We start from the raw sequence: 21,558 nt of genomic DNA, 5'->3' as shown, positions 1-21,558 counted from the left end.
TCCCCCATCGCCCCACCCTTACGGCGCTGGGTTCGGTGACTGTGTATGAGCCTTATCCAATTCTTCTAAAATGTCTTTGTCGAGAACTACATCGACACTTTGGAGATTTTCTTTGAGTTGTTCGAGTGTTGTGGCACCAATAATTGTGCTAGCTACAAACCAACGACTCCGCACAAATGCTAAAGCTAGATGTGCTGGACTCAGTTGATGGCGCTTGGCAATATCCACATAAGCTTTTACTGCTTCATTTACTTTTGGTTTCAGATAGCGCTGACCAAAATTTTCAAACAAACTTACTCTTGCTTTCTCTGGTTTGCCGTTTAAATATTTACCAGTTAAAAAGCCAAATGCTAAAGGACTATACGCTAGTAATCCAATTTGTTCGTAATAAACTGCTTCTGCTAAGTGTCCATCAAATACTCTATTGAGTAAATTGTAGGCATTTTGAATGGAAACAATTTTGGGCAATCCTAACTGTTTGGCAATGTTACTAAACTGGGTGACTCCCCAAGGAGTTTCATTACTCAAACCGATATAGCGAATTTTCCCTGCGTTAATGACATCGCGGAAAACTTCTAGCTGTTCGGCAATGGGAACTGTTTCGCCTACTTGAGTTGGATCGAAAACTGTTTGTCCGAATCGTGGCACGTAGCGATCGGGCCAGTGAATTTGGTACAAATCTATATAATCTGTTTGTAATCTTTTAAGGCTATCATCTACAGCTTGTTTAATATTATCGCGGTCAATTGCTTTGGCTCCACCACGTACCCATTTAAAGCCTCTACCAGGCCCTGCAATTTTAGTAGCGACAATAAGTTTATCCCTTTGTTGATGCTTTAACCATTCACCAATGTAAGTCTCAGTTAATCCATAAGTTTCAGCACTTGTAGGGACTGGATACATCTCAGCCGCATCAATAAAATTGACTCCTTCACCAATAGAATAATCTAGCTGCTGATGTGCTTCTTCGATGGTGTTTTGCTGTCCATAGGTCATGGTGCCCAGACAAATTTCAGAAACTTTTAAGTCACTATTACCAAGTTGGTTGTACTTCATATTATTGAATCAATTTTCAGTCTAATAGAATGGTTTTTCAATAATTTATATAAAATAAATTATTCTATAGCTATGCAACTTTAATATAACTTTGCCACACTATATTTGCTAAAGAATAAACTAACCATGCAGTGGTAGTTTCTGCCATAAAACTACCAATCATAGATATCATTTGTCCGCTAAAAAATAGCCGGAAATTTCTAGACTCGAAAGATTGTAAAGTTTGCATTACATTCATTTTGAAGAAATGTTTAATTTAGACTTTATTTTTCCATACAAATTCCTTATTTATAATTAAAACTATTCTGGCAGTTAACTAATAGATAAATCTCTGCAAAATACTTATCTAATCAACTCTGGTAAAGCCAATTCCAGTTAATCTTAAAGCACTATATAGCAATCCAAAATGATTTGTAAAATATTACATCTGAGAATTGTTGACTGTTAAAACCAATGCTGTTTATGGTTGCATAGATTAATTAGATATGTAAACTAAAATTGAGCAAGAAAAAGTCCCAAAATGTAATAAAAAATACTTGCTTTTATTAAGTTTTCGTGGATATGGACTTTTTTAGCCTCAGTTATACTACGGTAAATATATACAATTGCAGTAGTATATCAGAAAGTCTTAAGATTCTTCTAAATCAAGTCTTCATAAATGTTCATAGATGCTACTGGCAGCATTAGCACAGCAAGTTAGTTTTGTAATTGGCAATGAGATGATGTGAAGTTGCAGTCAAAGTATACAGGACTTACGCAGGCTTGATTGCCTGTTGGGACTGGTTGTAAGGGTTTTAGGGACTTGCAACTTAAAAAACATTCCATCGCATTAAGGGCAGTTCTTAGCACAATACAGTCCAGATAAGGGACTTCCAAGTAAAAAAATATTCCACACAAGACTGTTAACTGTTGACCGTTGACACTTAGCAGTCAACAGTCAACGACCTAAATTGGAACAATTTATTTTTTGGAGTTCCCTAAGCCTGTTTTTTCTGTTCCCCATTCTTTATTCCCTTGCTTCCACAGACGAAGAAAGCAATGAGGAATTTGCTAGCAGTAAAAAAGTTTTTCTGAAAATTGCTATAAAATATACACAGGATAAATACAGAGAAAAACCAAGTAATTCTCTGTCAGCACTCATTTTTTGATATACAGGAACGCATTATGGAATATCTTGCTTATTCCCACATGTTTATTGCTCAAGAAGAGGCATCTAAAAATATTGAATATCAACTTCCTAAACCTGAATTTCATTGGCGAAAATCTCTGAAATCTTCTGTAGTTATTACTAAAAAACAAGCATCCCCAAACAGTAAATATCATTTCCTCAAGTCTAAATTCAATTGGAAAAAACTTCTTAAATCTTCTGCTTGGTTAGCTTTAGCTGGTGTTGGTGTATTACTGATTGCTGTCAGCCAAATTCAAGTCACTTTTGCAGCATACGTCAGAACTAACGGCAGTTGTTTGCGTATTCGTACAGGCCCAAGCGTTAACTATTCCTATGTAGATTGTGTAAAAAATGGCACTCCACTTCCAGCAATTGAAGGCTATGAAAATGGTTTCGCTAGGCTTTCTACAGGTAGATATGTTTTTGCTCGATGGGTTGGTAATAAACCTAATAGTCCGACTGTGAATAGACCTGGTGGGGTTGGTGGTTCATTTATTCTCACTCCTGGTTCTAGAGGTCAGCTTGTCAGAGATGTTCAAACAGCTTTGGGTAACCTAAGAGTTGATGGAATTTACGGGCCAGAAACTGTTCGTCAAGTACGCAATTTTCAAGCAAGTAAAGGTTTACTTGTAGATGGCATCGTCGGCCCTGAAACTAGATTAGCTCTGGGTATTTAATACTAATTTGAAAAAAGAATCAGACACACGTATCTTAGGGGTGTAAAGCTTTGCGCCCCTGTAGATTTTCGATCTGTTGTAAAGATTTTTTATTTCTAATACCAATTTGAAAAATGATTGCGACAGATGTATAGCCAAAAGCGATTACTACTAACTGTTTCACAATCCAAAATCTAAAATCTAAAATCCAAAATGGTATAAATTACGTAACTCTTATCATATTCATATAAATTAGCACTATCGTATAGTCCGTTATAAAGGTAACGTACTATACAAAATTGCTTTCATTTGCTTACGGCATTGAAGAATGCACCCTAATAAATAGAAACTTGGGATTTTGTTTAATTTAGTTTTTTAAATTGCTGTTGATAATCAAAGACCCAAGTACTTTTGGACAATCTCCAAGATGCGTTCTGCTGCATGACCATCACCAAAAGGATTAATAGCATTTGCCATTGCTTCATAGGCGGCTTTGTTACTGAGTAACTCGCTAGCAGCTGCAAAAATATTTTTACTTTCAGTTCCTACAAGTTTGGCTGTACCTGCTGTAACAGCCTCTGGTCTTTCTGTGGTGTCTCTTAAAACTAGTACTGGTTTTCCCAAGCTGGGGGCTTCTTCTTGCAATCCACCAGAGTCAGTGAGTAATAAGTGCGATCGCCCAATCGCTCCCACTAATTGACCATAATCGAGAGGTTCTGTCAAGAAAATTCTCTGATGATTTCCTAAAAGTTGTTGTAATGGTATTCGCACTGTGGGATTGCGATGTAATGGTAACAGCAATGCTGTATCAGGAAACTGGTCTAAAATTTGTAAAAATCCCGCCGCAATACTTTCTAGTGGTTCTCCCCAATTCTCCCGACGATGTACCGTTGCTAACAATACACGATATGAATTCCAGTCTAAGCCCGGTACATCACAGTTAACTTGAGTTGCAGCCACATTCAACAAAGCATCAATTACAGTGTTACCAGTCAAGTGAATTTCACCTAAAACACCAGAACGCTGCAAATTTTCCACAGCCCAAGGAGTTGGCGCAAAATGCAACTGAGTAATTTGAGAAATCAACCGCCGATTAGCCTCTTCTGGGTAAGGATTGAATATATCATCAGTTCTTAATCCGGCTTCTACATGACCAACAGGAATTTTTTGATAAAAAGCTGCTAAAGCTGCGGCAAAAGCTGTAGTAGTATCTCCCTGCACCACCACCAAATCAGGTCTTCTCTGTCGAAATAATGCATCTAAACCTTGTAAACTCCGACAAGTAATATCATTTAAAGATTGCTGAGCTTGCATAATTTCCAAGTCATAATCTGCTTTGATATTAAACAGATCCATAACTTGCTCAACCATTTCGCGATGTTGTCCAGTTAAAATTACTTGGGATTCAAAATCTGAACATTTTTGGAACACCTGAATCACCGGAGCTAGTTTAATCGCTTCCGGACGAGTACCCAAAATAATGCAAACTTGCTTTCGATTAGTCATTTTTCCGTTGAAACTTGTCAAAGCTATAGTCAACGGTCTACGCTCAATAGTCAATAGTCAACAGCCAATCATCACAGAAACCATAAATATCAAAGTATAAATCACAAAAAACCTGAAAAAACGTGGCTTTATTGGGCGTTGGGCATTGGGCGTTGGGCATTGGGCATTGGGCATTGGGCATTGGGCAAAGGGCAAAGGGTAAAGGACAAAGGGCAAAGGGCAAAGGGCAAAGGGCAAAGGGCAAAGGGCATGGGGGAAGGAGGAAAAAAAAGATCCCTCCTTTTCCCTTTAACCTTTCCCCTTTTCCCAAGGCGTTGCCATCCCCCTCATCTCCCCAGTCAACCGTCAACCATCAACCGTCAACCATCAACAACATCCATCTAAAATGAAAAAACCCGGCTTAACCGGGCAGACGCACTGTTTGTCGAATTTAGTTGTAATGACTAGAAATGATTAGATTTTGATTTCACAGGTTAAGGGGCAAGATGCATAAACAGTAGTCTGCGTTTGGTCTACTTCTCCATGCAACCAGCTTAACCATTTAACATCGCTAGGATGAACTCCTCTTGCAGTTAGTACACCCGCAGCAAATACAACTGCCAGAACATTGAACATCACTAAACAGCCTGCAACCAATAAAACTGCACTAACAGGCATTACAGATTGTAAAACAATCGACAACAGACATCCGACCGTAGCCATTAAAACAACTAATGGGAAACCGACAACCAGCAAGCATACTGCCAATGTGAAAGTCCATATTAAAAAGCTTTTAATCATCATCAAGGAGTAGGTCTTTCCTAGATTAGAGCTCTGAGCCGAAACCATGACTTTTCCTCCCAAAAATACACAGCAAGTTTTAATTTTCAGTTTTTTTACGCTTTTTGCGAATAAACTGAATCATTTAGTGAAGTTCAGTATATAAAACCTAATTAGGAAAATGAGCATTTTTTTACTAAACTTTACAGTTAATTTTTTGTAATTATGAATGTAAAGTCAAGTTGCTTTTTATTCAAAAACCTTGCTTCTTTCATCTGTCTTCAGGAGTAGAAGCTAAAAGGCATCAGCTTTTAACTTTGATCCCCAGGACATCACCCTGATTCAGCTTAACATTTCTTATAAAAATTAGTACTTCTTCTCATAATTTGTAGATTGGCTAAATTCATCAACTGCTAATGGTTTGTGTTGTTAACTGCTAGCAATTAAACGCGATAGTTGCAATTAATTTCTCATTTAAGAGAATTAGAATATTTACTAGCTAATTTTGAAGTGCCACATAAAACTTTTTGTTTTAGAGTATTTACTGAGTAGCGATTAGCCTTGAATGTGTTAAACCAGGTTATACAGGCTAAATAATTTTTATTAAATTTCCAATTAGTTAAATCGCCGATAAAAAAGATACAAATTGAGGGGGATGAAATGTATTGACCGTGGTTCTAGAGTTTCAATCGCCTTGCATTGCCTTTAAGCCTTGTATGCCAGACTCTTTCAGAACTCATCTGAAGAAGTTATTTGACTTCTCACTAATTCCATTTCTGAACTGCCAAATGTGAAGATATATGACAGAATCACAGTCTCCATTAAATTCTAATTCTGCTACCGGTCGTAACGTGCCACCAGCACCACCACCACCTCCACCAGGTATGAGTACGCAGCGCCAAATGACACAAACATTGGATATGAGCGCTAACTCTCCTGCTGTTAACTCTGCGCCATCAGGTCATCGTCCAGGTACACCACCACCAATACCTAGTTCAGCTCGCCCTAAAACTAGCCCTCCAGGACTGACTTTAGCGCAGATTATCAGGGAAGCTTACGATCAAGGATATTCCGATATTCATTTGGGTGTAGGCGAAGTACCGCGTTTCCGCAACCGAGGAGAAATTCAATCAACAGAATATCCAGAAACGGATAAAGAGAGTTTGATGAGTTGGTTGAGGGAGGTGATGACGGAGGCAGAAATTCAACGCTTTGAAGAACATCTAGAATTTGATGGAGCAACTCAGTACGAATTTGCTCGCGTGCGGATTAACGTATTTGGTTCTCTAAAAGGGCCTGCAATGGTGTTGCGGTTGATTCCTTTAAAAATCTTGACAATGGAACAGTTGAGATTACCCCCCATTTTTCGGGATATTTGTCATCACCACAAAGGCTTAATTTTGGTAACCGGGCCGACTGGTTCTGGTAAATCCACAACAATGGCGGCGATGATTGATTACATCAATAAAGAGATGGCTAAGCACATCATCACCATTGAAGACCCCATAGAATTTGTCCACCAAAGCCGCAAATCCTTGGTAAAGCAACGGGAAGTGGGAATGCACACCCGAAAATTTGACAACGCTTTGAAAGCAGCTTTACGGGAAGACCCAGATTTGATTCTAGTGGGGGAAATGCGGGATAAAGAAACAGTCAACACCGCCCTCAAAGCTGCTCAGACTGGTCACTTGGTAATGGGAACCTTGCACACCAATAGCGCTGTGAAAACCATTGAGCGGATACTCAACCTCTACTCTGGTGAAGAGCAAGATGCCATGCGAGTGGCAATTTCTGAGTCTTTAGTGGCTGTAATTGCTCAAGGTTTGTGTCGTACAACAGACGGTAAGCGAGCTGCTTTCCACGATATCTTGATCAACACCGAAGCCATCAAAGAATGGATCAAAGATGGTAAGTATGATGAAATTACCGAATTGATGAAACAAGCCAGCTTTGACGGCATGATCACTATGAATCAGTCCTTGCTCAATCTTTATCAAGATGGTCGCATTACTGAAGAAACAGCCCTAGAGATGTCACCAACTCCTAACGAAATGGCACAATTTCTCCGAGGTCGAGTTTAGTATTGGGGACTGGGGAGATGAGGGGGATGGCAACGCCTTGGGAAAAGGGGAAAGGTTAAAGGGAAAAGGAGGGATCTTTTTTTTCCTCTTTGCCCTTTGCCCAATGCCCAAATTCTTTGTATTCCTGCTTGCAGTTCTCGCTAAGGTAAAAGGTAAAAGAGAAAGTTTTTTAGTTTTTACCTTTTAATTCCTTTGCTGTTGTGAATAACTTGACGACAAACAAACTATCTACACCCCAGTTGTTTAAAGGTATTGCGCTATTTACACCTGGAGGAGATTTAATTTACTGCATCGACCCTGGTAAGCAAGGTCGATGGCATTTGCATTTGTGTTCTGCTTTGCAGGAAATTCTAGATTTACCAGAGCCACCACACTTTTTAGTACCTTGTTATACTGCGACTATTGACCACTGGTTAGATCCGCGTACTCAACGAGTGCGAACTTTTGCGGAAGCCTATCCATCTGTAATCAGATATCAACCTTTGCTGAATGCTATTTTTGATACAGAGGAGTTAGTATGGCAACCAGCTCCTTGGCAGGAAGGATTGTGCGATCGCATGGTGCTATCAACTTATCGTTCCTCATTTCCGCAACTTTGGGAAGATCACGATTTAATTGTACGTTTAGATCTTTCTGAACCTGTACCAAAATATCACCAGCCAGCGATCGCACAAAAAGAACAATCCACAACACAAGGCTATGTCCTGCGTTTGTTTGTTGCAGGACATAGCGGAACTACCGAACGCATACTTCAAAATTTACACGAGTTGTTAGAGCGATCGCTCCGACACCCTTATACTTTAAAGATCATTGATGTTTTAACTCATCCAGAACAAGCAGAAATTAATCAGGTTTCTGCTACTCCTACTCTTGTTAAAGTTTGGCCTCACCCAATTCGCCGAATCGTTGGAGATTTAGATAGTGCAGATAAAATTGTACAAATGTTAGCTACTAAGGAGAAATTTTAACTTTTATTAAAAGTTTTAATGTTTTTATATGGGATTGTTGATTGATGACTGTTGACTAGGCATAGGGCATTGGGCATGGGGCATTGGGCAAAGAGGAAAAAAATATCCCTCCTTTTCCCGGTTGGTGAGCTTGTCGAACCATTAACCTTTCCCCTTTTCCCAAGGCGTTGCCATCCCCCTCATCTCCTTACTCGCCAATCCCCACTCCCTAAACAGTGGTAACATGTTCTCATGGCTGCTCTAATCCTTGCTATTGATGAACAAATTATTGGATGAAACGCTGTCAATTAAAATTGCTCAAAGCATAAACAGCAAAGCTAGTACCCCGTTTGACAATGCATACAAAGCAGCGTTATCAACTGAGGGAGCAAAATATGTCCAAGGATTTTTAACTTTTGTGGGAAAGCCATACAGACCAGTTGAACACAGTTGGATTGAGGTAAGCGATACTTCCAGCAATGACTCCCTTATACGCATTATCGATCCCACATTACCGCATCTGAAAAAAAATCCTCAAGAACTCTGGTATTTTGCTGCACAAAAGCTGACTGTAAAAAAACTCAAAGCCATTATTGAAGAATCAAAAGAAGACTATCCAGAAGACGATCCGTTACCTATCTATGGTGAGCCACCTTATGAATATTACGGTGATGTGATGCTGGGCGGTCAAGACTATTTAGCGGCATACCAAGCAGCAGAAGCTAAATGTAAAGAAATTAACCAACTGAATATTGAGAAAAACTAATGAAATTTTAGATTTTTGTTTTCAGCTTTGACACTCCTTTGTGGTAGTTACTTTCTCAGACAAAGCGATTTCTGAATTCTGAATTCTGTTTTAATACGATTTGCCATCACTACCAAAATATTCTCGATAGCCACAAATTTTGTCTCCACGCACATCAAAGGAAACTGCTACTCGATTTTTGTAAGGCTCTCCAAATAAAAGTCCTTCATCACGAAATTCAAAGACAGCAGTTGTTTCATTGCTGGTAACACGGTCTAAACCAGTTAGTTTCAAGCCTGGTGTGAAGGATTGAGAAACATACTCAAAAAATTCTCTAGCTCGGTCTTTTCCTACATTCAAACCGTGAAATTTCCCCATAGGAAACCAAAGGGTAAAATCTTCCGAGAGCATATCTAACAATGCTTCCCATTCTCCTGTTTCCATGCCATATGTAAGATTTTTAAATGCCTGCTGAGCAATTTTTAAAGTATTTTCTGAGTTTTGTGTCATTTGTAGATTCCCTTTGATATCTAACTTTTATACATTTTTAGTTTTTAAGTTTTAAAATTACTATAGCAATCCTATTTCAGTTGTGAACAATATCGGTGTTAATTGTTGACTGTCAACAACCTTAATACGTAATATTTCACAAATTATTTAGCATTGCTATATATGCTTAAAGGAAATTAAGACAATCAAAGCTCAAATTCTATCCATAATAACGTTGAAATTCAAATGAACAAGAATATCTTTACAGGACGCAAACATGTAGAAACTGAAGAATCACTCAACTCAGTTATCGACTTTCCACAAGTGCCTTTTGAGGTAAAAAACTTTGTGATTGGAGAAGATGCTACTGCTCAAGTTCTATCCATCAACGAAAGTACAGGTGAATCTACACAGCGAGTAGTCTTGAAAAAGGGTTGGAGCGCACCTGTTGGTCATTTTACTACCAACGTGGAAATTTTTGTCTTAACAGGGGCACTCTATCAGGGTGGGTTTATACTACGCAATCTCAGTTACTCTTTTATCCCTGCTGGTATACCTACTGGCCCTTGGAAAACGCAAGAAGACACCATTTTGTTGTGGATGCCAGATGCTACACCTACCTATATCACAGAGGACTACGCAGAGCTTCCACAAATCCCGGAAACTTCTGTATATCACGTAAATATGCAGACTCACGAACGTATGACTGAGTATATTCCATTGCAAGAACTCCATGCAATGAAATGGGAGAGTACAACGTTTTTACCTCCAGGTTCAGCCCGTAAAAGTCTATATACCAATAAAAAAACTGGACGCGCTACGTGGATTCTCGGTTTAGTACCTATGTGGATTGAAGGCAATTTCTATGCTGGTCATCCTACCACTGAGGAGGCCTATGTGATTTCTGGCGATGTCCTTGGACATTGGTCCATGAGTGACGATCCCTTTAATAGACGCTATACAGCAATGTGCAAAGATGGCTATTACTGGCGACCCGCACACATTCCACACGGGCCGTTTTGGACAGAAAGTGGCGCACTACTTTTGTTTCGCACTAATGACCGTCTAGATTGTTATTGGATACTGCATAACCCAGACATTACTCAGCAAGATCAAGCACGTCTGGAGGCTGCAATTAATAAAGACAAGTAAAGTTTTAGTGGAGCGAAAACTATAATTAGCACAGCAAATAACTTTATCCACAAGGACTTTACCATGACGGACGCCTTAGGATGGCGAAAAAAATTTGGGGTGCTTGCGCCCAGTACAAACACCATCGTCGAACCAGATTTTCACGCGATGGCTGTACCGGGCGTTACGTCTCATATGTCCCGGATTTATATTCGAGACCAAGACTTGAGTACCGATAAAAAAATGGTGCGTATTCTGGAGGAAATCGACAAGGAAATTTTTTTCGCAGTCGATCGCGTGATGACTGCGGCTATCGACTACGTAATCATGGGAATGAGTGCTGAGACTTTTTGGGGAGGAATTGAGGGAAATAGAGCTTTCATCAAACGACTGGAAGAATATACTGGCCTGCAAGTGGCTACCGGTGCTTCAGCGTGTCAGGCGGCTGTAGAAGCGTTCAAATTAAACAAGATTGCAGTCATTACCCCTTATCAGGCTGTGGCGGACGATAAGTTACGCCGCTTTTTTAGCGACATTGGCGTGGAAGTCGTCCGCCTGAAAGGATTGCGTTGTCCCACTGCAACAGCGATCGCCGAAGTCTCAGAAGATACTCTTCGCAATCATCTTCAGGAAATCGATGGTGATGATGTAGACGCCATCATACAAATGGGTACTAATTTGAGTATGCTCCGACTCGCCGACGAAGCAGAGCGATGGCTCAAAAAGCCCGTGATTGCCATTAATGCAGCAATCTGGTGGTACGCCTTACGACAAAACAACATCCGCGATCGCTTTTATGGGTATGGCAAACTCTTGAGAGAATTGTAAAAAATATTATTGTCATATCAAATTGGCATAGGAAGTATTGTTTGAAATTTTGCGAACAGCCTTGTATCAAATGTTTTTAATCCAAAATCCAAAACTTGTACTGAGCCTGTCGTTGGCGCAGCCTCTCGTAGAGAAGTATCCACAATCCAAAATTGGTATGAAAATTACCAACTACGAATTTTTAAAGCTCGTTGTTTGTAACGGAATATACATAAGAGAACAATTAGCAATATAAAGGCTTTGACTGTAGATGGCTCTACTACCTTTTTTACTTCCGTGGGGGTTTGAGGAGTAACACTACATGGAACTTCAATAACTTGTGTACCTTGCGAACCGTTATTATTGGGATTTAAATCGCATTCTCCTTTGTTGGTGAGAGACAAAGGTGGATTTGTGGGAGGGGGAATAACTGGTTGTGCTGAAGAAACTGAAGAACCTGAAGAACTATCATCACTTAATAGTAAAAGCAGAATTAAACCAAGACCACCAACTCCAATTATTGGCCAAAGCGGGAAAGAATCAGAATTGTCTTGCACCAAAACATCTCCCGCAGAACCAGGGAAAGTATCGAGGCTGATTGCTTCTCCATCCAATGGTAGTGCATTGTCAGCCAGCAAAATATCTCCTGGTATATCTTCTCCCAAGAGTTGATTGAATTCTTGCGGAATTGCATTATTGGGGCGTCCGAATTCCCCACCATCTTTAGAGTAGGGAAAAGATAGTACCTCAAAAATCCTGTTTTCTAATTGGCTCCGGTCTCCAGAATTCAGTGCGTCCAAGCCTCTAGAGATTTTATTTACATAAAAATTCGTCATTTCTGGGGACAGGCCTAGAGACTGAATCTGCTCTCTAATGTTGGAAATTTTTGAAGCTTCTTCAAACAGCAATCGTCCGTATGACAATTTGAGATTTAGTAATCCATTACGGAGGCTCAGTGAGTCATTCACTCCAGAATATGGTGCCCAATAAAATTGGTTGGTTACAGATCCCAATCCTTGTACTGGACTACGGCCAAAAGATTGTCCCAGGACGTATTGAGATCCATCCATGATTGTGGAGGATTCTTTTCTCCAAAAAGAAGCAAAAGGCACTGTAGAGAGATTGGGATTGTTACCGTAAAAGCTAGCGAAATTCTGGAAATTTTTCTCCCCGCCAGCAGCTCGTATCAGTAGATTTTGATAATTAGTCCCACCATTTAGCTCAATTAATCGTTGGATTACCGTTCCAGTTTTATTGCAAGTCAAACCAAATCCCACATCACATGCAGGAATTACTCGCATCTGACTGAGATTTTGGTTATTGACTTGGTACTGGAGATACTCATACTCCAGTCCTCGTTGGATACCATAGCGGCCAATATTTAACTGTGCAAAAGCAGACTGCCACGTAGTGAGTACTACTCCAACAGATGAAAATGCGATAGTTGCCCAGCAAACCGCTTTTGCCGCAGCGATTTTTTTAATAGTTGATTTAGGCAAGATGTACCTCCAATAAATACAGATTGGGCATTGGGCATGGGGGATGAGGGGAATAAATCCTCCTGATTTACCAGTCATCAGTGAACATTCATCAGTCCCCACTCATCACTTCAACTCTTAGGCAAATCAATATTGATGGTGATTCCCGTACCTTTGAGGTTTCCTGATGAGAGTGTGTGATATATGACTAATGCTCGGTTTGGTTGGTCAAAAAGGAATGCGCGAGGTGTAGGTTTAATCTTTCCTTGCTTAACTAGGGAAACGAAAGCTTCTAAATATCTGCGTATACTTTCGCGGTTGTCTTGATTAGCATTCATATGACGCTCAATTAGCATCATAAAAAAGTCCAAGCTACGATTTTCTTGACCCTCTATCAGACTTCCTTCGTCTAAGAAAGAACTTGCTATGAGTCTGTTATCAACTTGTTTAACTTTAAAAAGAGTAAAGTAACGTCCTTCTTTTTTGGGATCGTTGGCATAACAAACCCACGAACCTTCTTGATTCTGTGTAAAACCCTGGTCAGCAAGGTAGGAAAGTAAAGAATTACTCGCTTTGGTTTGTGGCGGAGGTAATAAATCTTCAATGGGATCTAAAGAGCAAATTCTTTGGGTTGTTGTCTGTTCAGGAACAGTAGGAGTCTCTTGGGTATAGACGCCGGTAGGTTTGTCATCAGACATTGCAATGTTAGACATTGCAGCCAACGCAGACACTTGAAAAAAGAATACTCCAAATAAACGAACAATAATATTCATGTTTGTCCTGTTACTTTTGCTTACATTGTTAATAACTAATTTGTGACTCAATACGATTGGTTTAGTAGCCTAGAATTATTTGCTAAATTTTATTGTTTGCCAGATTTTTTCAAAATTCAGCTACATTTTGAGAGAAAAAAAGGAATATTTGACATGAGAAATTAGCGTGCATAGACATCATAATATTAGATAAAATGCACATTATTAAATTTCAATTGACATTAGAAAGTGTGTCTTTCGATGTTTTGAGATACACGAAAAACAACTGACATAGTGTCAATCCTTTATATTTCAGCTAAAATATTCATCATTTTGAGAAAGTTTTATGATGTACTTTTCTGTTTATGATGATTACTAAGAAGTGGCTTTTTTTGCTATGAATAGCTTATATAATGGAAATTATAAAAGCTGTGTGCCTTATACAGTAAAGCTTTTACTGATTCTGGCGATACATTAAATAATGTTTTGTTTTTTGAGAGTTAGCACACCTAACTACTTGTTTCAGCATGTTTCCAATTTGATGTATAAAATGTTATCTTTTGACAGTAAAATAATATTACCATGAGCTTGAAATCTGCAACTATTTTGTGGACAGTTGTTAAAGCTGTACACACTAAATTGTAACTACCTCTTGATTAGATTTTATGGCAAATACCTGAGAACAAAAGTCAATTGACTTACATACACCTAGTATTTTAAAATCTGATACTATTATTCTTAATGGTAGTAGTTAATGTTTTAAATACTACAAAAAATTAAAACGACTACGGTTGATTAATATATTACGATTGTCGAATGAGGCTGAATTTATCAGTTTTCAGGTACAGGCGATCGCGTGAAAAAAGTTAAATTAGATTACAGTAATATAACTATTATTTAGCAGGTCTTGTTACAGGCCTGAATCTTTTTACTCATGAGTGCTTAGAGGATTGCTATATATTGTTATGAGTAAACACATGTAATGATATTTGCTCTGTAGATAGAGGAATATCCTTAACAAAATAAGTAGAATTTTATGATAGCGATGGCTATTCTTGACTAGAATCAAAAGATGAACTTGGTATTTTTACAAGTTTTGGCTGTATGAATGTGGAATTTTTTTACAGGATACCTTTGATGCCTTTAGGCTTACTCTGGCTAGCTTATGCTTTCCTGGGGTGGTATCTTGCTGCTAATCATATCATTTGGTTAGTGGGAGCTTTTGTAGCTGCTATGGTGATAGCTGTAACACGCAAGAGTATTTCTTGGTTAGAACGCTTAGTTGAATTTGGCTCTAAAGCTTTAGTAGTTGTCTTATTTTTAAGCATATCAATTGCTTTAGTAGCAACTTGGTCGTTATTATTTAGTCTATTTCTGATACCATTGACAACTACGCTTTTAGCTGACTTAGAAATGCGTTTTTCTGGTTTTAATAAACTAGATTCATTTTGGATATTAACAATTTTAGCAATATTAGGTTTGATAGTAGGTGAACTAATAGATATTCTATTTTTTCCCAGTAGCAGATATTAGACTGGGAAAGGGTAAAGGGGAAAGGGTAAAGGGATAAATTTAACGTTTCTCCCTTACCCCTTTCCCTTTTACCATTCGCTGGAAAGCCCCATGCCCAATACCTAATCACCTGCGGGTCTTAAAACTTCATTTTGTCAGATTTATTAATGCGTGAATTTTGAATTGGTATTATCTGATTTTATCGTGGTTGACTTGAAGGATTTGGGGATGGAGTTGAAGTTTGGGTTGTTGGTTGCTTGGCTGCTTTTAATTCTTCTTGCAACATTTTCTGATAAATTTTAGGCAAAGAACTACTAATAGAGTTAGTTTCTATGCCGTATCCCAAGCTTGTCCAAGTGGGAGAAAGTAGCCGCAAAACTTCTTTTAATTTTCCCTGACGCAAGAGTTGAGAAATATCAGTTCCCCAGACTTTTGAATCATTTAGCCAACGATAAACTACTGTGTCTTGATATTCTGCTTCAAAACTATAATTTACCCAAAACATCAACTGCATTGGGTTTGGGTGATAACGAGGAGCTATATTATACCAAGTAGTATTGATAATTTGATATCTACCCGCAGCAGTGGAACAATTACCTGTGTTGGGGCCTGTGACAATTGTGACGCATATTTCAGGATGGCGGCTGAGGTCGTTGACTTGCTGACCACCATATAACAGAGAATAGGGACGGTTACCATTTGCCTCACTTGCGGAGATGGTTCGCATTAAAGCGCGGATATAAGGATCGCCATTTTTCATCACCAAAGGTGGTTGTCTAACTTCAAAGATGGGATCGGAAGGCGATCGCAATTCTCCTTGAATATACCACTGCAACAAACACACAAAGCCGAGAAGCGCCGCTATTGGCCCAATGAGTTTTTCAACACCTTTGAATTCAAAGCCTTTCAGAGTCAACTCCTTAAAATTCGCTTTCTTCAGTAACCAAAATCATCGACGAATTCATTGTGACAAAGTTCGCGTTTGTTGTCAGTTAAGTAGCTGTGCAAAATTACAGAATAGGGAACTGGGAAAGTAATGTGTCTCATTGATAACAAGTAAGCCGTAGCTAGAGATTTTTCACTGAGGTTCATGGAAAATTGAAATACTGAGTAAATTATAGAAATCCTGCCTTTTATTGTGGAAAAGTGTATCTTGAGAGAGATATTGTGAGATTTACATTTTGTTTAAATTAGCACCTAGTTATATCTACTTAAGTAGTGGTTGCTATACAAGGGAAACAAATGTCCGAAACTACATCAAATTCACAAATGCTATATCGAGTTCTTGGTAGTACAAATGAAAAAGTTTCTGCCATCGGACTCGGTGGTTGGCATATTGGCTTGAAGGACGTTGATGAGCAACTCGCTATCCGAATTGTTCGCACAGCAATCGATCGCGGCATTACTTTTATGGATAATAGCTGGGATTACAATGGTGGAGTTAGCGAAATTCGCATGGGGAAAGCACTCCGTGATGGCTACCGTGACAAAGTGTTCCTGATGACGAAAATAGATGGTCGTTCCAAGAAAGCAGCAAAAAAACAACTAGACGAATCACTTCAACGTTTGCAAGTTGATTACATCGATCTCGTTCAGCACCACGAAATTATTCGCTATGAAGATCCATATCGAGTTTTCGACCCAGAAGGTGCTAATGCTGCTTTAATTGAAGCGCGAGAAGCCGGCAAGCTGCGATATATCGGTTTCACTGGACACAAAGACCCCCACGTGCATTTGCAAATGCTGGAAGTTGCAGCCAGTCATAAATTTAAATTTGATACAGTGCAGATGCCACTGAATGTCATGGATGCACATTATCGGAGCTTTGAGAAATTGGTTTTGCCAGAACTAGTCAAACAAAACATCGGCGTTCTTGGCATGAAAAGCTTAGCAAACAGTATAATTTTACGCTCCAAGACTGTAGAAGCAATCGAGTGTTTGCACTATGCTCTGAATCTGCCGACATCAGTTGTAATTACCGGAATTGACAGCATGGAGATTCTCGAACAAGCCTTGACAGCAGTGCAGACATTCCAACCGATGAATGAACAACAAGTGCGATCGCTCCTAGCAAAAACCACAAAAGCAGCATCAACCGGCGAGTTTGAACCATTCAAAACTTCATCAATTTTTGATAGCACTGCCCAAAATCCAGATTGGCTAGGTGAGGAGCCACAACGCATTCAACAATTGATGCCGGGTTAAAGAAGAATTCAGAATTCAGAATTCAGAATTAAAGATGGGTTTGAAAGCATTGCCCGTTGCCCGTTGCTTTCTACATATCATTGTTAGAAGCATTCAGAACATAATCGGCTGCTGCTTGACTGCGACGGCGGCTCATTTTTTGTTCGCGGGCATCATAGGCGATACAGATCCAAATTAAAGCCATAAATAAGATGGTTTTGTTAAAGCTTTCGGCTCCATTAGGAAATAAACTACCAGCCGGTATGATACCAAATGCCAAAGTAATACTAAATGTCACTAATATGAGTAATAAACCAGTCCAACGCGTCCAATAATTGAGAGCAAACAACGCACCGAGAAGGATTTCTGCTAAAGGTAACAACCAGGCATAGGGAATGGCAATGAACCAAGGTAACGGCCCCAGTCCTTGCCATCCTGCTGGAATTCCAGGGCCAATTATTTGCAGTTTTTGAATTAGAACAGTTTGGTAAAAACCGTTATCAACACTAAAGTTGAGATAGTTAGCAACACCAGAAAGAAAAAAGAAAACACCCATCATTACACGGCTGACAACAACAGCCGTCCGTAGGTTAAGTAAGTATTTCATCAGTGGATTCCTAAAAATTAAAATTGGTGGTGACTGTTGACTGTTGACTGGGGAGACAAGGAAACAAATTGCAACAATTGTTTGCCCTCATCCCCCTACTTTCTTGCCCTTCAACGAGAAGCAGGTGTTAGGCCATCCAGTAAGCTTGGTACACCAGTCCAAGTGAGGTTTTGTTGGAATTGCATTGGAAAAGCAGCGCGCCAGATGAGGGGAGTTGCTAAAATTAGTCCAGCGGCGAGGGTTGCAACGCCATGCAGTAAAGGAGTTTGTCCTAATTGCATGTGAGAAAAAGGGCGATGGCGCTGGAATAATTCGTCGGTTAGCCATTCGGTTGTGGCTTTGCGATTATGTGCAGAGTTTGGTAGCAGTTGTAGATATGTTGCTTCCCGAATGAGATGGCCGGGCTGCCCTTTTATCTGGACTTTGTTAAATAAGTTAGCGACACCTTCGTTGAGTCCGAGTTTCATCAAAGTACCGCGCATTTGGATTTGCACAGATGTGGGGGGTTTACCTTCTCCAAGTCGCTTGAGATTGTGAGCGATCGCTTTTCCCTGTTGATAAGCAACTTGGGCTGTGGTTGGTTGGGGATTATCCCTATCTATGGCACAGTCTCCAGCTGCAAATATTTCGGGAAAATCAGGGAGTTGTAATGTAGGCGTTACTACTAACCGCCCGCGATTATTTGCCACTGGTAACTCCATCAACAAAGGATTGGCAGCAGTTCCAGCAGTCCAAGCGATGGTTCCAGCAGGTAAAGTTTGGGTTTGCTCGTGTTGACGGTACTCTACGCCATCTGGGTTAATCTTGGTGACAGCCGCATCAAATAGGAAATCCACGGGAACCACCCGACGTTTAAGCGCCCGTTGGACTGTACACTGCAAATGACTATTCACATCTCCTTTGAGGATTTCTCGGCTGCGGTTAACTAGTACCACCCGAATTTCATCGGCATCACCGCCCAACTCGTCGTACCAAATGGGTAGTAAATCTGCTAACGTACAAGCTAGTTCAATGCCAGCTGGCCCTGCACCAATGATGGCTACAGTCAGCAGTAACCGACGACGTTGTGAGTCTTGAGTTTGGATTGCCTGATGCAACCTGTGTCGCAAGTGTTTTCGCAAAGCCATCGCCTCTTCCCCAGAGGTAAAGGGTATGGCATGTTCCGCCGCACCGGCAGTATCGAAGTAAGTAGTTTTACTACCCAGTGCTAATATTAAGTTACCGTATTCAAAAACTTTTCCAGAGGCTAGGATAACTCTGCGTTGATGTAGGGCAATGGATTCCACTGTATCCTGCACAAAAGTGACACTACTATCAGCTAAAAGCTCTTTGTAGCGGGGATAAACTTGTGTGTTGTGTAATTCACCACTCAATAATTCATATAATAAGGGTTTGAAACTAAAGCGATCGCGTTGCTCAATTAAAATAATGGGATGCGAGTAATTTTGATGGCTTAAGTGGATAGCTGTAAACAGTCCAGCAAAGCCACCACCCAGGATGACAGTGGGATATGATGCTTGCTGCATAAGTATAAAAGTTGCTGCGAATGAACTGCTTTTAGTATGCCGACACCCGGCAACTCTTAGGTGATGAAAAAATAAGGCTTAACTGAAAAATTCTAGGGAATTTACAGCATAGTTTTCAGTATTTTCTCAGCAATAATTCATATAGCAAGACTATGGGATATGCCGTTTGATTCGGAGAATTAGTCGTGCAGATAGGGAATAGGGAATAGGGAATAGGGAATAGCTAAATTGACTGTGAACCGTCAACAGTCAACCGTCAACAATCAACAATAGACTTGTTGCAAAAGTGGGGTAAAGGGTAAGGGGTAAAGGGGAAAGGGCAAATAAAAACCCTTTTCCCTTTAACCTTTTCCCTTTCCCCCTCTTACAAAAGTTACTTTTGTAAGAGGTCTAATCAACCAATATAACGACGCGGTGTATAAACCCAAACATTACCACCGATGCGCTTGATGATTCGGGTTTTTGTGGAACCGATAAGAATGACAGTCCGCATATCGGCGGTAGCTGGTGCTAATTCTTCAAGTGTTATCACTTTCACAGTTTGTCCAGGCCTGCCGAGATTCCGCCCTAAGACCACTGGTGTATCCGGTGTTCGATGTTGCAACAAAATATTTCTTGCTTCTGCTAGTTGCCAAGTACGGTCTTTGGAAACAGGGTTGTAGAAAGCAATCACAAAATCAGCCTCAGCAGCAGCAGCAATTCGTTGGGCGATGGCCGACCAAGGTTTTAAGATATCGGAAAGGGAAATTGCACAGAAGTCATGCCCAAGGGGCGCACCAATGGCTGCTGCTGCCGCTTGCATTGCTGAAATACCTGGTGCTACATGAATGTCGATAGTTTCCCATTCCGGTTTAGCATAGCGATCGCATACTTCAAAAACCGCTGTTGCCATTGCATAAATACCAGGGTCGCCAGATGAAACCACGGCTACATATCGCCCAGATGCGGCTAAATCCAGCGCCATTTTTGCCCGTGCTTCTTCCTCGCGGTTGTCGGACTCATGCCGTTGCTTACCATCTCCAAGAGAACCAATTAAGTCTAAGTAAGTCTTGTAACCTACAAGGTCAGTTGCCGATTTGAGTATTTCCTTCACTTCCCCAGACATCCACTCTTGACCGCCTGGGCCTGTACCAATAACCGCTAACCGTCCGCGTGGTTGACCGATGGTGTTTGGGTCGATGGGCTGTTGGGCAATGGCGATCGCAATGGTAGGAGAACCGGATATGGGAGTTGTGGCTGTGGCGGTCATTGCTGCGGGTTGAAAGGGGGTATAACCTTGAGAAAATAAGTTTCCTAGCTGGTTTGAGGGAAAAAACCGAGCAGGCACTTTCAAGGCGCTAGCTACGGTATGGAGGGCAGGTTTGGCTGCGGCGCTAGTGGGTGAAAAGATCCCCGCCACTGATGCCATTGCCAGTCCAGCATCGGCTAATAGTTGCTGTACTAAGGTTAGTGTTTGGTCTGTATAATTAGCGGAGGCATCAATGGCGATCGCTATAGTTGCAGGATGGTATACAAGGCAGTTAGGCGCGGGAGTCACTAAACGTTCTGTAACTCGGATAGTCAAATCTCCATCTGGATGTATGGGTAATTTGCTATCCCTCAACCAAGGTGCTGTGCCTTCTAGCTTGACTTGCGCCCCAGCAAGTAAATCTGAAATAAATTTTTTGGCATCGTCTGGGTTAGCTAAATGGTATCCTGGCAAAGGAGACAATAGCGCTGTACCTAAACGTAAATCGCCTGTGGTAGTAATCGCAGGTTTGACATCAAGAACTTGGGCAATGCAGCGTGCCAAATCATTGACACCAGCAAGTCCCCCCAAAAGCGGGACGACAGCGCTACCATCTTCAGCCACAGCTAGCACTGGTGGTTCTTGCCGTTTGTCAGAGAGGATCGAAGCTAGCGTCCTAATCAAAATACCAGCAGCACAAATCCCAATTAGCGGCCTTCCCTGAGCAAATAACTCCCGCACCGTCTCACCAAAATTCCTGAAACTGACATCAACCCCAGACGTGCGACCCTCTAAACCATATAATGTCGAGCCTGGTAAGACGCTGATTATTTTGCGTGCTACTGCCACGCTATTTTGACCTAATACTATAATGGCGGGTGCAACGTTCATCATTAATTGCAGATTACAAATTATTCAATCAGTAT

At 40.5% G+C, this 21,558-nt stretch carries 19 protein-coding genes; 8 read left to right on the top strand and 11 right to left on the bottom strand.

Going from position 1 to position 21,558, the window contains the following annotated elements; translation table 11 throughout:
• Positions 1-18: 18 nt before the first annotated feature.
• Entirely contained in the window at positions 19-1,056 is a 1,038-nt protein-coding gene (locus GNE10_RS04815) for an NADP(H)-dependent aldo-keto reductase (protein ID WP_185563900.1), read from the bottom strand.
• Positions 1,057-1,126: 70 nt separating this feature from the next.
• Complete coding sequence (locus GNE10_RS04810; protein ID WP_185563899.1) at positions 1,127-1,285, bottom strand: hypothetical protein; 159 nt, start codon at positions 1,283-1,285, stop codon at positions 1,127-1,129.
• A 935-nt stretch (positions 1,286-2,220) separates the two neighbouring features.
• Between GNE10_RS04810 and GNE10_RS04805 the strand changes: the two genes are divergently transcribed.
• Complete coding sequence (locus GNE10_RS04805) at positions 2,221-2,901, top strand: peptidoglycan-binding domain-containing protein (protein ID WP_185563898.1); 681 nt, start codon at positions 2,221-2,223, stop codon at positions 2,899-2,901.
• Positions 2,902-3,273: 372 nt separating this feature from the next.
• Here the strand turns inward: GNE10_RS04805 and wecB are convergent, their stop codons facing one another.
• Entirely contained in the window at positions 3,274-4,386 is a 1,113-nt protein-coding gene (gene wecB, locus GNE10_RS04800) for a non-hydrolyzing UDP-N-acetylglucosamine 2-epimerase (RefSeq protein WP_185563897.1), read from the bottom strand.
• Positions 4,387-4,839: 453 nt separating this feature from the next.
• On the bottom strand, positions 4,840-5,214 hold the full coding sequence (locus GNE10_RS04795) for a hypothetical protein (RefSeq protein WP_099066106.1): 375 nt from the start codon (positions 5,212-5,214) through the stop codon (positions 4,840-4,842).
• A gap of 731 nt (positions 5,215-5,945) precedes the next feature.
• Between GNE10_RS04795 and GNE10_RS04790 the strand changes: the two genes are divergently transcribed.
• The 3 genes from GNE10_RS04790 to GNE10_RS04780 all read left to right on the top strand — a co-directional run bounded on the left by GNE10_RS04790 (position 5,946) and on the right by GNE10_RS04780 (position 8,939).
• Entirely contained in the window at positions 5,946-7,226 is a 1,281-nt protein-coding gene (locus GNE10_RS04790) for a type IV pilus twitching motility protein PilT (RefSeq protein ID WP_185563896.1), read from the top strand.
• A gap of 200 nt (positions 7,227-7,426) precedes the next feature.
• Complete coding sequence (locus GNE10_RS04785; RefSeq protein ID WP_185563895.1) at positions 7,427-8,194, top strand: circadian clock KaiB family protein; 768 nt, start codon at positions 7,427-7,429, stop codon at positions 8,192-8,194.
• 256 nt (positions 8,195-8,450) lie between these two features.
• The gene (locus tag GNE10_RS04780) at positions 8,451-8,939 is read left to right on the top strand and encodes a hypothetical protein (RefSeq protein ID WP_185563894.1); all 489 of its coding nucleotides are present in this window, start codon (positions 8,451-8,453) and stop codon (positions 8,937-8,939) included.
• Between the two features lie 90 nt (positions 8,940-9,029).
• Here GNE10_RS04780 and GNE10_RS04775 read toward each other — a convergent pair whose 3' ends face one another.
• Positions 9,030-9,428, bottom strand: coding sequence for a nuclear transport factor 2 family protein (locus GNE10_RS04775; RefSeq protein WP_185563893.1), 399 nt, complete (start codon positions 9,426-9,428; stop codon positions 9,030-9,032).
• A 225-nt stretch (positions 9,429-9,653) separates the two neighbouring features.
• Between GNE10_RS04775 and GNE10_RS04770 the strand changes: the two genes are divergently transcribed.
• Positions 9,654-10,559 (top strand): DUF4437 domain-containing protein, encoded by a 906-nt coding sequence (locus GNE10_RS04770; protein ID WP_242062267.1) that lies wholly within the window; start codon positions 9,654-9,656, stop codon positions 10,557-10,559.
• A gap of 63 nt (positions 10,560-10,622) precedes the next feature.
• Positions 10,623-11,366: an arylmalonate decarboxylase gene (locus tag GNE10_RS04765; protein WP_185563892.1), complete on the top strand. Its 744-nt coding sequence runs from the start codon at positions 10,623-10,625 to the stop codon at positions 11,364-11,366.
• A 164-nt stretch (positions 11,367-11,530) separates the two neighbouring features.
• Here the strand turns inward: GNE10_RS04765 and GNE10_RS04760 are convergent, their stop codons facing one another.
• On the bottom strand, positions 11,531-12,844 hold the full coding sequence (locus GNE10_RS04760; protein WP_221642730.1) for a hypothetical protein: 1,314 nt from the start codon (positions 12,842-12,844) through the stop codon (positions 11,531-11,533).
• Positions 12,845-12,954: 110 nt separating this feature from the next.
• A complete protein-coding gene (locus GNE10_RS04755; RefSeq protein WP_185563891.1) occupies positions 12,955-13,596 on the bottom strand; it encodes a hypothetical protein in 642 nt (213 codons plus the stop codon).
• A 1,083-nt stretch (positions 13,597-14,679) separates the two neighbouring features.
• On the opposite strand from GNE10_RS04755, the gene GNE10_RS04750 reads away from it, so the two are divergent.
• Entirely contained in the window at positions 14,680-15,108 is a 429-nt protein-coding gene (locus GNE10_RS04750) for a hypothetical protein (RefSeq protein ID WP_185563890.1), read from the top strand.
• Positions 15,109-15,286: 178 nt separating this feature from the next.
• Here the strand turns inward: GNE10_RS04750 and GNE10_RS04745 are convergent, their stop codons facing one another.
• A complete protein-coding gene (locus tag GNE10_RS04745) occupies positions 15,287-16,003 on the bottom strand; it encodes a glycoside hydrolase family protein (protein ID WP_260446803.1) in 717 nt (238 codons plus the stop codon).
• Between the two features lie 326 nt (positions 16,004-16,329).
• Between GNE10_RS04745 and GNE10_RS04740 the strand changes: the two genes are divergently transcribed.
• Entirely contained in the window at positions 16,330-17,292 is a 963-nt protein-coding gene (locus GNE10_RS04740) for an aldo/keto reductase (protein ID WP_185563889.1), read from the top strand.
• Between the two features lie 70 nt (positions 17,293-17,362).
• Here GNE10_RS04740 and GNE10_RS04735 read toward each other — a convergent pair whose 3' ends face one another.
• From GNE10_RS04735 to cobJ, 3 genes are all read right to left on the bottom strand, one after another.
• Positions 17,363-17,878, bottom strand: a complete 516-nt coding sequence (locus GNE10_RS04735; RefSeq protein ID WP_185563888.1) for a MauE/DoxX family redox-associated membrane protein — start codon at positions 17,876-17,878, stop codon at positions 17,363-17,365.
• A gap of 110 nt (positions 17,879-17,988) precedes the next feature.
• Positions 17,989-19,404 (bottom strand): NAD(P)/FAD-dependent oxidoreductase, encoded by a 1,416-nt coding sequence (locus GNE10_RS04730; RefSeq protein ID WP_185563887.1) that lies wholly within the window; start codon positions 19,402-19,404, stop codon positions 17,989-17,991.
• Between the two features lie 394 nt (positions 19,405-19,798).
• Positions 19,799-21,526: a precorrin-3B C(17)-methyltransferase gene (gene cobJ / locus GNE10_RS04725; protein ID WP_185563886.1), complete on the bottom strand. Its 1,728-nt coding sequence runs from the start codon at positions 21,524-21,526 to the stop codon at positions 19,799-19,801.
• Positions 21,527-21,558 lie beyond the last annotated feature (32 nt).

Source organism: Nostoc sp. 2RC (assembly GCF_014222165.1).
GTDB lineage: Bacteria > Cyanobacteriota > Cyanobacteriia > Cyanobacteriales > Nostocaceae > Nostoc > Nostoc linckia.
The sequence above is the reverse complement of the archived record's forward strand: the minus strand, read 5'-3'. Positions and strand labels throughout refer to the sequence as shown.

Coding starts and splice junctions, on each gene's coding strand:
- GNE10_RS04815 (WP_185563900.1), bottom strand. CDS start 1,056: ATGAAGTACAACCAACTTGGTAATAGTGACTTAAAAGTTTCTGAAATT.
- GNE10_RS04810 (WP_185563899.1), bottom strand. CDS start 1,285: ATGCAAACTTTACAATCTTTCGAGTCTAGAAATTTCCGGCTATTTTTT.
- GNE10_RS04805 (WP_185563898.1), top strand. CDS start 2,221: ATGGAATATCTTGCTTATTCCCACATGTTTATTGCTCAAGAAGAGGCA.
- wecB (WP_185563897.1), bottom strand. CDS start 4,386: ATGACTAATCGAAAGCAAGTTTGCATTATTTTGGGTACTCGTCCGGAA.
- GNE10_RS04795 (WP_099066106.1), bottom strand. CDS start 5,214: ATGGTTTCGGCTCAGAGCTCTAATCTAGGAAAGACCTACTCCTTGATG.
- GNE10_RS04790 (WP_185563896.1), top strand. CDS start 5,946: ATGACAGAATCACAGTCTCCATTAAATTCTAATTCTGCTACCGGTCGT.
- GNE10_RS04780 (WP_185563894.1), top strand. CDS start 8,451: ATGAACAAATTATTGGATGAAACGCTGTCAATTAAAATTGCTCAAAGC.
- GNE10_RS04775 (WP_185563893.1), bottom strand. CDS start 9,428: ATGACACAAAACTCAGAAAATACTTTAAAAATTGCTCAGCAGGCATTT.
- GNE10_RS04770 (WP_242062267.1), top strand. CDS start 9,654: ATGAACAAGAATATCTTTACAGGACGCAAACATGTAGAAACTGAAGAA.
- GNE10_RS04765 (WP_185563892.1), top strand. CDS start 10,623: ATGACGGACGCCTTAGGATGGCGAAAAAAATTTGGGGTGCTTGCGCCC.
- GNE10_RS04755 (WP_185563891.1), bottom strand. CDS start 13,596: ATGAATATTATTGTTCGTTTATTTGGAGTATTCTTTTTTCAAGTGTCT.
- GNE10_RS04750 (WP_185563890.1), top strand. CDS start 14,680: ATGAATGTGGAATTTTTTTACAGGATACCTTTGATGCCTTTAGGCTTA.
- GNE10_RS04740 (WP_185563889.1), top strand. CDS start 16,330: ATGTCCGAAACTACATCAAATTCACAAATGCTATATCGAGTTCTTGGT.
- GNE10_RS04735 (WP_185563888.1), bottom strand. CDS start 17,878: ATGAAATACTTACTTAACCTACGGACGGCTGTTGTTGTCAGCCGTGTA.
- GNE10_RS04730 (WP_185563887.1), bottom strand. CDS start 19,404: ATGCAGCAAGCATCATATCCCACTGTCATCCTGGGTGGTGGCTTTGCT.
- cobJ (WP_185563886.1), bottom strand. CDS start 21,526: ATGATGAACGTTGCACCCGCCATTATAGTATTAGGTCAAAATAGCGTG.